At 48.9% G+C, this 14,041-nt stretch carries 12 protein-coding genes; all 12 read right to left on the bottom strand.

All coding sequences use genetic code 11. From position 1 onward, the window contains the following. Nucleotides 1-288: 288 nt before the first annotated feature. Nucleotides 289-3,009 (bottom strand): carbon monoxide dehydrogenase, encoded by a 2,721-nt coding sequence (locus tag Q0460_RS07320; RefSeq protein ID WP_299086154.1) that lies wholly within the window; start codon nucleotides 3,007-3,009, stop codon nucleotides 289-291. A 219-nt stretch (nucleotides 3,010-3,228) separates the two neighbouring features. After that, on the bottom strand, nucleotides 3,229-3,867 hold the full coding sequence (locus Q0460_RS07315; protein WP_299086153.1) for a nitrous oxide reductase accessory protein NosL: 639 nt from the start codon (nucleotides 3,865-3,867) through the stop codon (nucleotides 3,229-3,231). Continuing rightward, nucleotides 3,864-4,691, bottom strand: a complete 828-nt coding sequence (locus Q0460_RS07310; protein ID WP_299086152.1) for an ABC transporter permease subunit — start codon at nucleotides 4,689-4,691, stop codon at nucleotides 3,864-3,866. Before Q0460_RS07310 ends, Q0460_RS07315 begins: the two co-directional genes overlap by 4 nt. 629 nt (nucleotides 4,692-5,320) lie before the next feature. Continuing rightward, complete coding sequence (locus Q0460_RS07305) at nucleotides 5,321-6,025, bottom strand: hypothetical protein (RefSeq protein ID WP_299086151.1); 705 nt, start codon at nucleotides 6,023-6,025, stop codon at nucleotides 5,321-5,323. Next, nucleotides 6,009-6,647 carry an ABC transporter ATP-binding protein gene (locus Q0460_RS07300; RefSeq protein ID WP_299086150.1) on the bottom strand — a complete coding sequence of 213 codons (639 nt, stop codon included), beginning with the start codon at nucleotides 6,645-6,647 and terminating at the stop codon, nucleotides 6,009-6,011. The genes Q0460_RS07305 and Q0460_RS07300 overlap by 17 nt, the downstream gene beginning before the upstream one ends. A gap of 8 nt (nucleotides 6,648-6,655) precedes the next feature. Beyond that, nucleotides 6,656-7,558, bottom strand: a complete 903-nt coding sequence (locus Q0460_RS07295; protein WP_299086149.1) for a NapH/MauN family ferredoxin-type protein — start codon at nucleotides 7,556-7,558, stop codon at nucleotides 6,656-6,658. Nucleotides 7,559-7,561: 3 nt separating this feature from the next. After that, nucleotides 7,562-8,008 (bottom strand): cytochrome C, encoded by a 447-nt coding sequence (locus tag Q0460_RS07290; protein ID WP_299086148.1) that lies wholly within the window; start codon nucleotides 8,006-8,008, stop codon nucleotides 7,562-7,564. Then, complete coding sequence (locus Q0460_RS07285) at nucleotides 8,005-8,637, bottom strand: hypothetical protein (RefSeq protein ID WP_299086147.1); 633 nt, start codon at nucleotides 8,635-8,637, stop codon at nucleotides 8,005-8,007. The genes Q0460_RS07290 and Q0460_RS07285 overlap by 4 nt, the downstream gene beginning before the upstream one ends. After that, on the bottom strand, nucleotides 8,634-9,422 hold the full coding sequence (locus Q0460_RS07280) for a 4Fe-4S dicluster domain-containing protein (RefSeq protein ID WP_299086146.1): 789 nt from the start codon (nucleotides 9,420-9,422) through the stop codon (nucleotides 8,634-8,636). The genes Q0460_RS07285 and Q0460_RS07280 overlap by 4 nt, the downstream gene beginning before the upstream one ends. Then, entirely contained in the window at nucleotides 9,419-10,624 is a 1,206-nt protein-coding gene (locus Q0460_RS07275) for a nitrous oxide reductase family maturation protein NosD (protein WP_299086145.1), read from the bottom strand. Before Q0460_RS07275 ends, Q0460_RS07280 begins: the two co-directional genes overlap by 4 nt. Further along, nucleotides 10,621-11,397: a hypothetical protein gene (locus tag Q0460_RS07270; protein ID WP_005870834.1), complete on the bottom strand. Its 777-nt coding sequence runs from the start codon at nucleotides 11,395-11,397 to the stop codon at nucleotides 10,621-10,623. Before Q0460_RS07270 ends, Q0460_RS07275 begins: the two co-directional genes overlap by 4 nt. Before the next feature lie 42 nt (nucleotides 11,398-11,439). Further along, entirely contained in the window at nucleotides 11,440-14,031 is a 2,592-nt protein-coding gene (gene nosZ, locus Q0460_RS07265) for a Sec-dependent nitrous-oxide reductase (RefSeq protein WP_299086144.1), read from the bottom strand. Nucleotides 14,032-14,041 lie beyond the last annotated feature (10 nt).

Raw genomic sequence — 14,041 nt, 5'->3', positions numbered from 1 at the left:
CATCCTTTCGCGAAAGATGCGCTTAAGCTCGATGGCGGATTCCGCCGATTTAGCAGCAGATGTGGCGCGCGGCGAAATTTTATGCAGGATTTGAAGATTTGATTAAAATTCTACGAACGGATGCTGCGCGAAAATTTTCTCTTTATTTGACCCCGGTTTTGCTAGCCACTTAGTCGTAGAATTTTACTTGCCGTTTGGCTGAGGAATTTTATTTACCCGCGAGAAGTTAAATTTTATCATGAAATTTCGCATCGCTTAAAATGCGATGCGAAACGAATCCGTCCGTCGCTACTGCCAGCCTAGAGCTTTACGCTTTAGGCGCATGTCGCTTACCATTTTTAGCGCAAGTGCGACCGGATCGGTATCTACGTGCATCACAGAGCCAAGTGCCCGCCTGGTGCCCTCTTTGAAAAAGTGTATGACGTTTGCGGAGCCGTGGATTTGATACTCGACGCAGTGATACGAGTCGATGCCCATCAGGCGGAATCCGAGCGAGGCATCGACGCCCTTTTCGTTCGCCCACTCGGGAGAGGTGAAGGCAAGCGGCAGCTCATAGAGATTTTTGCCTAGCACTCCTGCGATACCTGCGAAAATTCCGCTGGAGCGGGTATTATCGATACATTCGCCCACATGCCATACCGGTGGAAGCTCATCTTTTTCTAAAAACGCCCGCAGCGACGCGCCTGCTTTTTTATATGCGCTTTTTTGGCAAAAGCCCAGCTTCATTAGCGGAAACGACGCGCAGCCGTTGGTTAGGATTAGGACGTTATTTTCGATTAGGGTTTGTGCGACATCTATGATAGCGCGCTCATAAGGCACTTTAGGATTGGTGCAGCCGACCATATTTACGATGCCTAAAATTTCACCGCTTTTTAGCGCGTGCGCTAACGGCCCCATACCGCCGTAGTGTTTATGGACAAATTCTACCGAAAAGCCAACTTCGGCCTCGACTTCATACGGTGGGATATATACCGGTAGCCCCTTACGCTTTTCGTGAGATTGCAATGCGCGGTCTAGAATTTTACGCGCTAAATTCCTAGTTTCGGCGATATTACTATGGTGGTGATCGTAGCCGATATGTTCGGCTCCGGGAAGCCTAGCTGATGAGCTCGTGGTAACGACCTTGGTCTGGAAGCAGTTAGCCACGTCCATGATCGCAGGATAGACATCTTGGACATCGGCTACCCACAGATCAAGCGCGCCCGTGCCTATGACGAGTTCGGCAGTTACGGCGTTTGAGAGCGGCACGACGCCCCAGTTGCGATACATCGCCGATAGTCCGGAACAGCACACGCCGTAAAATGCGATACCCTGCGCTCCTATTGCGCGAGCCTTGTCTTGGTACTCCTTAGAATTTCCGATCTCCACTATTAGGCTTACTAATGTCGGCAGATGTCCGTGCACGGCGATATTGACCCAGCCTTTTTTAAGCGCGCCCATATTGCTTTTGGAAGTTACGCGATCTCCTACGCCAAATAGCGCATCCGTAGCGATATTCGCAGCTACTACGCCGGTAAAGGTAAAAGCAAGCCCGCAGCGCAAAAGATGCTGCATCACGCTGCGCCAGTCTCCGTCCGTGCCTACACCCGTTCGGTGATACGCCTCAAAGACTTCGTTATACGCACTAATCGGCAAGATATCCAGCTTGCGCCATACCTCTTGACGCTCCTTGGGTGCGAGCGCAGTGATGGTTTTATACTCGCCGCTGCTTTGCGAAAGATCTGTCAAAAGCGTATCGGCAAGCTCAATCGCTACCTCTTTTAACTCTCTGCCTTCAGTTGGAATTCCAAAGGCTTTTGCGGTATTGATGATTTTATATTCGCCTATTATGGGCAGATCTAATTTCCCCTGCGCCGCCCATTTTAGCGACAGCAGAAGCTCTCTGGCGTGCGCACCGTGTTGAGCTACGCCCGCAGCTACTTGACGCAGTAGGTTGCGCGATACGATAAGATCGGCGTCCGCACCGCAAGTGCCGCGATCGGCCTTTTTAGTAATTTTGCAAGGCCCCATATTGCAGATCTTACAGCATACTCCGGTAAGCCCATAGCTACACATAGGCATCTGTTTATCGAAGCGATCAAACGCCGTATCTACGCCGATCTGCTCCATTCTAAGCATCATTTCGCGCACGGCGGGATCAGGGGTTTTCTCAAGTACTTCTTGCTTTGAGGGGAAGGTCTTTTTGTATTCAAGCACCGCCTTCATATAATCCGCCGTAAATTCCGCCTCGTGAAAATGCTCGAAAAGATTGCCCTGCGCGTCTTTATGCGTGTGAGGGCTAGCCTCTGCGGGCACTAAAACCTTTGGGATGCCGTGCTCGTCAAATCCAATAATGGCGCGATGAGAGTGGGGCTTGTGATCATGGCAATGTTTGTCGTGCTCGTGCGAGCTGATGGCGGAATCCTCGTCGCACTCATGCGAAGACGCCGCAGAATTTGCGCCGTATTCGTGCAAATAAGCTGCGAGGTTTTCTTCTTGATCGTATGGATGGGTCGTAAGATCTTCATCGTGTAGATGCGAGTGGATTGCGGAGCTATCGCTATGCTCGTGCGAGCAAAAGAAGTGGTCTTTGCTGCTTGGACTCTTCGCAGGATTTGAGATGGAATTTATCAAAGAATCAGCTATGGAATTTATTGTAGAGTTTATTGCGGATTTTTTAGCGTTGCCTGCGCTTTGAGTGCTTGAGTGCGCCGCAAAGTTCGTGCTTGAAGCAGAGCTTGCACTATCATCGTAGCCAGACGCGGAATTTTTGGCTTCGCAATCGCACTCGTCGCAGGAATTCCCACCTGCGGCGCGATTTTTAGAAATTTTGTCACGAGTATGCGAGGCGGAAGTCGTAGAATTTGCAGCGGAATTTTGAGCGCTATTTGCACTGTTATCAAAAACGGATGCGGCGGAGCTTTTGGCTGCGTCTGCGACGAAATTTTGCTCCGTATTCGCAGCGAAATTTTCATCCGTCGCAGCCTTCTTGCGTGAGCTTTTTTGTTTTGCGATTTTGTCGTTTGCCATGGTTGTCTCCTTAAAATTTATTTTAAAAATAAGCGAGAATGTAGAGCTCAATAAATATACTGAAAAACTACACTATTTAATTCTTATAGATAAAATTTAACGTGATTGTATTTTTTAATTGCTTTAAATTCCCTTAATAGCGCACTAAAATAAAAGATAAAATTTTATGAATAAAATATACTAAAATAAGCTGGATTTAAATTCTGCCGAGTGGTTCGATTATCTTAGATAATCTATTAGTTTGGCGGAGATTTCGCGAAACTGCAAAATTTTATGCCCCTTTTTCTCGCGCATGAAGTCTTGCGCGTCGCGCAATCTCGCAAACGTGATGAGATCGTCGCCTCTGGCGCTTTGCAGCACGCTGCCGAATACATAAAACGCGTCCTGCGCCCGTAAAATTTCGCCGCTTGCGTAATCGGTGACGTAAAGCTCCGCGCCGCCGAAATATACGTCCGTGGAATTTGCCTCACCTAAATTGCCGCTAACTGGATTTTTGCTCATCAAATTTTCCTCCGCGGAAGCCACGCCGTTATTACCGCTCAAATTTTCGCCTTCAAAAAAATATGCAAACATCGCCTTGGGCGAAGCAAACGCGAACGCGTTGCCGTCTTTAAGCCTTGCGTAAGCGCGAAATTCAGGATGCGCGCTAGTATCGATGCCGTATTTGGCGCAGGTGAGATTTACGTCTTTTAGCCACGCAAGATCGTGCGCGGGTTTGGAATTTTGCGCCGAACCGGAGCCTGCATTATCTGACGCGCCTAAATTTTGCGCCAAGCTAGCGCTTTGCATCGCGGAATTTTGCATCTCCGCTGCACCGCAAAGCGCTATAAATGCCGCCAAAATGAGTAGAAATTTCACGCCAAATCCTTCGATCTAAAGATAAAATAGCCCAAAATCAGGCTCGCCGCGCCCAGCGCGATCGGATAGAGCAGCGAAAAGGCGATGAAAAGCCCGCGCCCGAAGTGATCTAGGATAAAATATGCCGTCGTGCCGATGACCGCAAGATCGGGATCAAATAGGCTGATAGCAGCGATGCGGAAGTCCTCCATCGGGTTTGCTAGAGCGATCGCAAAGATCAGATTTTCGTTCACGCCCGTTTTTGCAAGCAGTCCTATCAGCACGAGATCCAAAAACGCAAGGCAGAAAAGCCAGACGAAAAACGCAAGCCCAAGCCCCATCTCTTGGCTTTTTGAAACGGCGCAGATCAAAAACGCGATCCCTAAAAATGCCGCGCACAAGCTAAAAAGCAGCCCCGTATAAAGCAGGCAGATCGTCCATGGAATGCCTGTGCCCTTGATCGCGCCCCAAACGATCGCGAGCAGCAGCGATAAAAATATCGGCACGAACACTCCAAATAACCGTCCTAGCGCCTTGCCGTAGTAATACTGCGCCTGCGAGATCGGGAAGCTTAGCAGGTATTCGAGGATATTTAGGTCGCGATCGGCCAGGATCGCCTTGCTGGTGGTTGCGAGCACGAATACGGGCAGGATGATGATGCAGATCTGAATAAACAGCAGCAGCAGTCGCGAAAGCCCGCTAAAGCCGAGCACGCGCGAGTCGGTCACCCCCGTGATGAAAAACGCCGCCACGAGCCCGCTAAAGATCAGCAGATAGAGTAAAAACCAGCGCGAGCGGAAGGATTCTTTGATATCCAAAGCGGCGATGGTAAGTAAATTTTTCATTCATATTCCTTTATTGCGCCTCGGCGCGCTTTAAATTTAGATTTCTCGCGCGGCTTAAATGCGCCTGTCTTTAAATTTTAGCCTCGTTTTGCGGCGCGGATTTATAGCCTTAAATTTCGCCCGTCTAGCGTTTAAACAGGCGGCGAAATTTTATCCGCCGCCTGCGACTGCGACTCGCGCATAAATTTTGAATTTACGGCCTAGGCTTGCAGCGCCTGCAAACAGCGCGTCGTTCGCAGCCCGATATCCGTAATCCGCCGTAGTTTTAAAATTTAGCCGTTTGACGGGCTGCTTAAATTTCAGCTCCGTAAAATTTCAAACCCGGGCGTATTCCGCGGCATAAAATTTTAAAATTCTAAAAATCCCGCAGCGGCAAATTCTACGCCTGATAAATTTTAAATTTACGGCGAAATTTTAAATTAGCGCGTCCGCATACTGCGCCTACTGCTCGCGCATAAATTTTAATTCGACGAAGCGAAATTTTGCGCCTGTTTTCTAAGACTAGCTTTGCCTCACGCCGAAATTTCAAAGTAAAATTTCATCTCATCTATGGCGGCGCGCTGAAATTTTACGCTTTAAATTTAGCGCAAAACATGGGCCGCTTAAAATTCGTCTTAGCCAAAATGTCTTTAATGCGCGTGCCCTGAATGCATATCGTGCGCCGTGCCGTTACCCTCGTGCATCTGCCCCATATCGTGCGGCGCGCCTTGAGGGTGCGCCGTGCTGCCCGCATCGCCGCCCATGCCATGATCTGCGCCGTGAGTATGCCCCATACTGCTCATATCGTGCTCCGCGGAGTGAGGGTCTTTCATTCCGCCCATGTCGCCGTGTCCCGCACTCATATCATGCTCGTCGCTTGCGCCATGCGCATCGCGACCCATATCTCCCATTCCCATGCCGTGCGAGCCGCCGCCTGCTTTAAGCGCCGCGACCACCTGATCGAAGCTGAAGTCTTGCTTGCCCTCTTGCTTGTTTTTAAACGCGCCCCAGCCAAACGACATAGGGGTTTTAAAACCGCGATAAAAGTGCGCCGTGCGTGCGTCGATAAACTCGCCGTTGCCGCTAGCGTCGTTGATGTAAATTTTGGCGTCCTTCAGCCAGTTTAGTTTGTCGTTGGTAACCATAAAATCCACCAAGCAGCCGATATCGTCGAAGTAGTGATTTTTGCCGTCCACGCGCACATCGACGCTAAAGCGGTTATCGCTGATCGCCATCTGGCAGTGCTCGCACACATCCCTGTCGTAGTGTACGTTGCCGTAGTCTTTCTCGTCGCCGCAGCCTAAAAACGTAAGCGCCGCAAGTGCGCAAAGTAAAAATTTAAACATTTTTGTCATCTACGATCCTCCCTAGATCCATACAAATCATTCTTTTTACCAGCCCTTCAACCTCGTCGAGCCTATGCGAGATAAAGATCAAGCTCTTATCTTTTGCATGCTTACGCAAAAGCGTCTTAAAATGCTCGCGCGCGCTCGGATCGAGATTGGCTGTCGGCTCGTCAAAAATCATCGCCTTGCTGGCTCTGCCGAAAGCTAGCGCGATTAAGAATTTCTGCTTCATACCGCCGGATAGCTTATGAAATGGCTTGTTTAAATTTGAACTCAGATCAAGCTCCATTTCGTCGCAAAATTTTACGATGTCTGCTCTGTTCGCATCCGCCGTGCGCTCGGCGAAATAGATGAGCTCATTTAGACTCAGCTTAAGCGGCGGCGGGGTTTGCGGCACGAAGCTGATACTGCGTAGAGCGCGGCTGCGCTGCTTAAACGAATCAAATCCGTCGATAGCTACGCTGCCGCTTGTGGGTATGTATTCGCCTAAAATCGTCCGCATCAGCGAGCTTTTGCCAGCGCCGTTTTGCCCGACGAAAAGCACCTTTTCGCCGCCCGCGATATTTAGATCGATATCTTTTAAAACGAATTGATCTGCGAATTTCTTGCTTACGTTTTTAATCTCTATCATAGGCTTCCTTAGATCATATCTTTTAGCTTATTGCCGATACTCAGTGCGTCTTGGTGACACACGTCGATACAGCGTCCGCATAGCGTGCAGTCGATCCCCTTTAGCATAAATTTGCTTTTATCGCCTAGGTTTTCGGATGCCTTTTTTTTGGTGATATCTAACACGTGCGAGACGAAGCAGACGTCTTGGCAAACGCCGCAGTGATCGCACCTACTCTTATCCCAAGTAATCTTGCTTAGGCTTGCTTTCGCCGCAAGCGAATAGGTGCTTCCTAGCGGGCAGAGGTGTGTGCACCACATCCGCCTGCTAAAAAATACTTCGAGCAAAAACACAAAAACGATCCAAAGCCCCGCCAGCGAGAAGCCGTAGATGATGAAGCGCGATAAAATTCCAACTACGTTAAAAATTTCAAAAACGAGCAGATCGGTAATCGCGCTTAGCAGCAAAAATACCGCCCAGATCGCATATCGCATACCGCGAGGCAGGGTGCGCTCCTTGATGACGTGCTTGGCAATTAGCGTATTATGCAGCTTTTCGCCGATCTCGCTAAGCGCTCCGTAAGGACAGATCCACGAGCAAAATGCCTTGCCGCCCGCGATGAAGTAAAACAGCAAAATGGTGCCCGAGCCGATGAGCAAATTTATCGGCAGATCCTTGTGCGCGGCGATCACCTCAAGAGTCGCGAAAGGATCTGCTAGGTGAAAGCCAAGTATTCGCGAGCCGCTGATGTCGCCCTCTAAAATTTGAATATCCGCGCGAAAGGAAAGCACGAAAAGTAGATGCACCAAAAATACCGTGGCGTAGCGCAGAGCCCGAATGCTGGGGCGCCATTTGCCGTTTTTATTTCTAAGCGCGAAGGTCGAGAAAAAGCTCGTATTTTTGATCGTGCATCGCGAATTATATTTATCCAAGACCTACTCTTTAAATTTTGAAATTTCATCTGCGAGCTTATCTAGGCTCTCGTCGCTTACGTTGGTTAAAAGTCCGCTCATCAGGCTGTTTTTGATCTTGCCCGCTTTATAATCTTTGAGGCTTGCTAAAATTTGATCCTTGCTTTTGCCACCGATCGGCGGAGCGATCTTGCCGCGTCCGTCATCGCCGTGGCAGGGCGCACAGCTTACCAGATAGGAGCTGCTAACCTTGAAATCGCGCTCTTTGACGCTCTGCTGCAAAATTTTAATATTTTTTACGTCCTTATCGTCGATGAGATCGACGCTTTTGCTCTGCGGCACAGGCTTTGCTTGCGCTTGCGGCTTGACTTCTTGCTGCGGCGCGCTAGAATCGTCCGAACTAGCCATAAAGATCATCAGCGCGATCAGCGCGACGCCTAAAATCAAAGCTAAAATTTTGCCCAGTTTCATTTCTGCTCCTTAAATTGTTTGTTGAACTCATAAATTTCTTTCGCCATCGTCTCTATCTGCTGCTCGCTCATGCCGTTTACGAGCTGCACCATAAGAGGATTAGGCTTTTCTTTGAATTTATACTTTTTAATCATATCCACGATCTGCGCGTCGGTTTTATCCAGAAGCGACGGACCGATGATGCCGTTGGCGTAGTCGTCGTGGCACGCCGAGCAGCGCAGGATAAAATCGTGCCCAAGGCGCTTTTTCATCAGGTCGAAATTTAGCTTTTCATATTGGTTTTTGATGCTCGAATACGCCACGATATTTTTGGTCGTTTCGTTCACATCGCCGTTTAGATTAAAATTTACCTTTCGCTCGCCGTAAAAGTCGTAGCTTACGAACTTATCGTCCTTCTTAGGCGCTTCGCCGCTTTTAACGCTGATGCGAGGCTTTACAGTAGAATTCTGTTCCGCGCTCTGCGGCGTAGAATTTGAACTCGCAGAGCCTTGCCTTGCGGAGTTTTGCGAGACGGAATTTTGCCCTGCGGAGCTTGTCGCGGCAGAGCCTGAATCGCCGTCATCTCCGCAGCCGCATAGCAAAAGCGCCGCAGCTAGCGAGCAGAGGTAGAATTTAATAGAGTTTTTCATTGTTTTCCTTCATAGATTGATTTGTAATCTGCCCGCGGGATTATCTCGATGATACGCGCCGGGCAGAGCTCTGCGCACGCGCCACAGCCGACGCAAGCGCTGCGGATCTGCGGAGCGAAATGCACGCCCGCTTCTATCATCGCTATGGCATCAAGCGGCTGCGGGTAAGGGCACAGCGACGCGCATAGATCACAGACCTTGCCCTCTTTCGCAGCCAGCGCTGAGTTTAGCTCGCGCTCCTGCTCGGTCTTGGCGGGCTTTGGGCGCAGATCGCTAGATTTTAAGACCTGCTCGCGGTATGCCAAACAGGCGTCTAAATTTTTAATCACGGCGATTCCCATTTTGACCTTTTTAGGCTCGTTCGTTTCGTGGCTGAGCGCGCCGCTTGGACAGGCGAGCACGCAAGGAAGCGCGCCGCAAAGATAGCAGCCTCGCTCTTTGGCGTCGATGATTGGGGTGCCGATGTCAAAAAGATGCGTAATATCGAGCAGATAGATGCTGTGATAGGGGCAGACCTGCACGCATTGACCGCACTTGATACAGCTACTGCGAAAGCTGCGCTCTGCTAGTGCTCCGGGCGGGCGCAGATACAAAGAGGCGGAACCCCCGCTAGAATTTTGTTTTATAGAATTCGGCGCGGAATTTTGCCCCGCAGAATTTACGGAATTCCGCGCTTCGCCGCCTGTAAAATTTGCGGAATTCTCATCCGCAAACAAGCTCGCCGCCCCGAGTGTCCCAAGCGCTCCGCCAAGTAGTCTTATCGCTTCGCGTCTATTCTTTATCATTGCTTCATCCTGGGTTTTGGATCTTTTAGCAGTAGCTCAGGTTCGGAGAACGGAGCGAGCTTGGAGATGAAATTTAAAAGCGCGATCCCGCTGGAGCCGTAAAAAAACCGCACACTCGGTTTATGCGCCCAAAGCCTATCGGCATAAGCGTATGAGCTGTAGCTAACGTCGCCGTAGCCGTCGCCATCGCGATCAAATCCGTCGTAATCGTCGAAATAGTTGCCATTCCATTCGTTTTGCAATAGCTTGGATTGGGGCGTATCGTTTAGCACGATCTCCATATTGCCTTTAAATTTATTGTTTTTAAATACGCTTTTTAGCTGCGTGGCGTGGAATTGCACGCCGATACTGTTGTATTCGATATCGTTATTTTCAAAAACGTTAAGTGAGCCCGGCTGATAGGGGGATTGATCCAGATAAAATCCACGGGCGTTGTAAACGACTTTATTATCCGTAACCATGAAATTTGAGCTATCCTTCATACCGATGCCTACGCCGTAAGCGCCGTCTGCATTGCGAACGACGTTACGCCTAGCTATATTATCGCTTGAAAACATAAAAAATAATCCCACGCTATTGCCGTCGTAGTAGTTATCCTCCACGACGTTATGCCCGGAGTTCATAAAGTGCAGAGAATAGCGACAGCTATGGCCTTTATTGCCTGCGACGAGATTGCCGTTTGAAAAGTAAAAAACGGTGTCGCGGACGTTGTGGACGTCGTTATTTAAAATTTTATTGGCATTGGAATACCAAAGCTTGATGCCGTCGCCTTTGAAACTCGTGCGGTAGGTATTGCTTAAAATTTCGTTGCCCTCGATCGTTACGTCGTTTGCCTTGCTTAACACGACGCCGTAGAGCACGTCTTTAATGAGATTATTTTTTATGATTACGTTGTTTACGTCGCTTACGTTGATCCCTGCATCCTCGCTAAGATGCTCGAAGCCCCCGTTTTGGATTGTTAAATTCTTGATTGTAACATGCGGAGAGCGGACGCGGATGACCGTTCCGTTGCGATCGCCTATGATCACGGCGGAGCGGTCTAGTCCGTCGATAGTAAGGGGCTTATCGATTAAAATATTACCGTGGTACTCGCCCGCGGCTAGTTCTATAATATCGCCCGCTTTTGCGCTATCGATCGCGTCTTGAAGCTCGCCTGCGCCTAGAGCTAGCGCGAGCGAGAATGCTAGAAGCAAAAGCCTCATCTATGCTCTCGTAGGAATTTTTTCTTAGATAGCAGTGCTAACGCCGATAGCAGCGATAGGGCCAGCATCAGCCAAAAGCCAAGAGCCGGATATGAATGGGTAGTAAAATGCGCCACACTGCCGTCGCCAAATGCTGTAGGCATAAAAGGCTTTATTTTAAATGCGCCCCAGTCTTGCAGGTTGTGCCCGAACCAATACAGCCAGCCTACGTAGCAGCCGATGAAGATAAGCGGCGCAATGATCGGTAGGATCATAAGCAGAGTCTGCCCCTTGCCGTCGTAGTACAAAAACGCAAGCATGCCGATCGTAGCGATTATGAGATAATACGGCGATAGCGAGTGCTCGAGCGTGCCGCCGCGCCAGACGGGATACATGCCAATGTAGTGATTTAGGGTATTCATCTCGCCGACATCGCCGCTAAAGCCGTCAACGTGGACGTAAAGCGGAATTCCATCGGGGAAGGCCTCTTTTGGATAGTTCGGCGCTTCAAGTGAAATTTTCCACACCGGTATGCTAGGTACGCCCACTTCAAATTTATGCTCCAGCATCGCGCCTAGATCATTTTTAACATCACTAGGAATTAGGTGATTTTTATACGATGCTTTTGTATAAAAATTCCATATCGGTGCGGAGTATGCGGGCAGCTGCGAGACGCTGCTAACCTGCCCCGATACGATTTTGCCTTGGACTTTGAAAAATCCGAGCGTAGGGATGGTAAAAGCGACCGTCATAATAAGCAGCGCTAAAATCGCGTAAATTTTATATTTTGGCATTTCGTCTCCTTTAAATTCTCCCCCTTACGGGGGAGAGTGGGGCTAGTTAAGACCCGCGTTCTCATCGACCCATTTTAGGTATTCGATGATGTCTTTGATCTCTTCATCTTTCATATGCTGATTTGGCATGCGAAGGTTGAAGTAATTTATCATAGCCTTGACGTAGTCGTCTTCGTAGAATTTAGCAGGGTCTTTGATGAAATCGGCTACCCATTTTTCGCCGTTTTCATGGCGGAGTAGGACGCCTGTTAGATCAGGACCGGAGCTTACTTGACCGATGACGTGGCAGCCGTTGCAGCCTCCGCGTAGGTAGGCCTTCTCGCCGTTAGATGCAGCCTCGCTCATAGGAGTGGAGAGCTCACGGATTAGGTTGTTTTTAGCGCGAAGTCCGACATCTGCGGTTTTTACTAGATACTGCCAAACTTGACCTTCCCAAAGTATCGCGCCGTTCATATCGCCTGCTTTTACCGCGGCGTCTGCCTTGGCTTTGGTTTCAGGAATTTTGCCGTATTGATCTAGCGCGTCATCGACTAAAGCCTTGACCTTAGGATATTTCTCGTAGTTTTTCTCTTTTAAGAATTTAACGACTGATTGAATAACGTCGTCGGTGGCTTTATTTGTAGCTACTACCTTGTCGTATTCGGCTTTTAGAGCCTCTGGGCTAAGAGCTTTTAGCATAGATGCTTTAGCTGAAGTGTATTTTTTATTCGGATCTTTTACATATAGATATCCAAACATCTCAAGGTGTAGCGCAGAGCAGAATTCCGTGCAGTAGAAAGGAAATACGCCCTCTTTATCTGCGATGAAATTTACGCTCGCAGTCTTACCTGGCTCAAGTGACATATGCAAATCGTAATCATCAACCGTAAAGCCGTGAGTTTCGTCCTCGGCACGCTCTAAATTTGTCATATAGATCGTTACGTTATCGTCCTTATTAACCTCGATGTGCTCAGGATTAATATGGCTGCGGATCGCCGTAGCATAGACTTTTACGTTTTTGCCGTCGCGCTCGATGCGCTCCTGACCTGCTAGCGTCATAGCAGGGTGCTGCTTACCGGTGCGAGAGTTTGTTCCCATAGTATAGGTAGGTTTCGTATGAAGCTTGCTAGCTGCGATAGAAACTACGTCGTGCGGCTCGCCTAGACCGATAGGAAGATCGTAAAGCATCTCCATTTTAGGCCCTGTAATGTCGATCAGCTGGTGATTTTGCGGATGAAGCGGTCCGATAGGATTAAATCTATCGATCGAAAGCTTATCCAGCGCGATTACGTATTTGCCGACAGGCTTTGAGGATTTACCCTCCATAGAATCGAGGTGACCGATATTGTAGTGGACGTTGATCCTATCTAAAACCTTTAGCGTCTTGTAGTTCCATTTTACGATCTGGCTATCGACGTAAAGCGACGTATAGATTATGCCGTCTTGCGAATCGAAGGTATTATGAAGAGGTCCAAGACCAAGTTCAGCTTGTCCGTGAAGCGTCTTTTGCATATCTAAGATCGGAATTCCGTATGGATCCTTGCCTGCATATTCTTTCTTATCAATTAGCTCTTTAATCTTTTTGAAATCATAAACGCTAGCGTGAGTATCTAGTTTACCGCCGATGATGATATAGCGGCCATCAGGGCTAACGTCAACGCCGTGAGGGGATTTGGCTTCAGGGATCAAAAATAGCGCTCCCGCTTTTACAGCGGCGTCTATTGTAACGATTCTGTGTCCGTTTACAACCTTGTAGTTTTTGCTATCTTGAGCAAGCTTTTCTAGAATTTGCCAGTTATAAACGTGCAAGTAGTCAGTATCGTTGCGGCTCATACCGGCTTCCATAGGAGGCAGACCCTTTTCGATGCCGCCTGTGTACATTTCGGAGTTGAAGCTGTTGGTAAACGCCCAGCCGAAGCTCTCGCCCTTACCTGCGTCGCTTAGATCTTGCATATATGGAGGAAGCTCTAGAGAAAAGGATTTGTTTACGTCGATTTTACCTTTATCGTAGTCAAATTTCCATAGCGTTACCGCACCGCGATAAACCGCCTGATACTCCTCGATCGGGTGCCAGTCGTTATCAAAAGGGGCTGCGTATTGGCTGGTTTCGATGACGTATTCGGTATTAGGCGTTACGAAAGAGCCGCCGTGATCGCTTTTGATTACGGGATTTACGACTATTTGAGTGGTTTCGAAATCGGATAAATTTATAACCGCGATTCTTGGGTTCGCCTTATCGTTGATAAAGAGATAATCGCCCACATACTCGCCGTTTTTCTCGCTGAAATTTGGATGGTGAGTATCGCCCCAATTGATCTCTTTGCCGTTAATAGAGCCCGATCTTAAGACCGCCTTGCTCTCCTCGTCAAAGCCGTATCCCTGCCAAGGCTCCGGGGTAAATACGCCGATATATTTGTAGATCCTCATCGACGGCACGCCGTAAACGAGCACCTGTCCGCTTTGACCGCCGGAGGAGAAGACCATATAATCGTCCTTCCTACCGGTCGGCTGATAGGTCTTAGCCGCCGCCAAAACGTCTTTTTCGCTTAAATTTCGTTCTTTCATCACGCGCTCTAGGTCGCTATCTGCGGCACACAGGGCGCTTGCGGCGAACAAAACCGAGCCCAAAAGCACGGGTTTGAAACTTTTTAACATACTAATCCTT

The organism is uncultured Campylobacter sp., from assembly GCF_937980635.1.
Lineage (GTDB): Bacteria > Campylobacterota > Campylobacteria > Campylobacterales > Campylobacteraceae > Campylobacter_B.
The sequence above is the reverse complement of the archived record's forward strand: the minus strand, read 5'-3'. Positions and strand labels throughout refer to the sequence as shown.

What these genes read in the sequence shown, in the direction of transcription:
- nosZ (WP_299086144.1), bottom strand. Translation starts at nt 14,031, where the DNA reads ATGTTAAAAAGTTTCAAACCCGTGCTTTTGGGCTCGGTTTTGTTCGCC.
- Q0460_RS07310 (WP_299086152.1), bottom strand. Translation starts at nt 4,691, where the DNA reads ATGAAAAATTTACTTACCATCGCCGCTTTGGATATCAAAGAATCCTTC.
- Q0460_RS07280 (WP_299086146.1), bottom strand. Translation starts at nt 9,422, where the DNA reads ATGATAAAGAATAGACGCGAAGCGATAAGACTACTTGGCGGAGCGCTT.
- Q0460_RS07320 (WP_299086154.1), bottom strand. Translation starts at nt 3,009, where the DNA reads ATGGCAAACGACAAAATCGCAAAACAAAAAAGCTCACGCAAGAAGGCT.
- Q0460_RS07285 (WP_299086147.1), bottom strand. Translation starts at nt 8,637, where the DNA reads ATGAAAAACTCTATTAAATTCTACCTCTGCTCGCTAGCTGCGGCGCTT.
- Q0460_RS07290 (WP_299086148.1), bottom strand. Translation starts at nt 8,008, where the DNA reads ATGAAACTGGGCAAAATTTTAGCTTTGATTTTAGGCGTCGCGCTGATC.
- Q0460_RS07275 (WP_299086145.1), bottom strand. Translation starts at nt 10,624, where the DNA reads ATGAGGCTTTTGCTTCTAGCATTCTCGCTCGCGCTAGCTCTAGGCGCA.
- Q0460_RS07270 (WP_005870834.1), bottom strand. Translation starts at nt 11,397, where the DNA reads ATGCCAAAATATAAAATTTACGCGATTTTAGCGCTGCTTATTATGACG.
- Q0460_RS07300 (WP_299086150.1), bottom strand. Translation starts at nt 6,647, where the DNA reads ATGATAGAGATTAAAAACGTAAGCAAGAAATTCGCAGATCAATTCGTT.
- Q0460_RS07305 (WP_299086151.1), bottom strand. Translation starts at nt 6,025, where the DNA reads ATGACAAAAATGTTTAAATTTTTACTTTGCGCACTTGCGGCGCTTACG.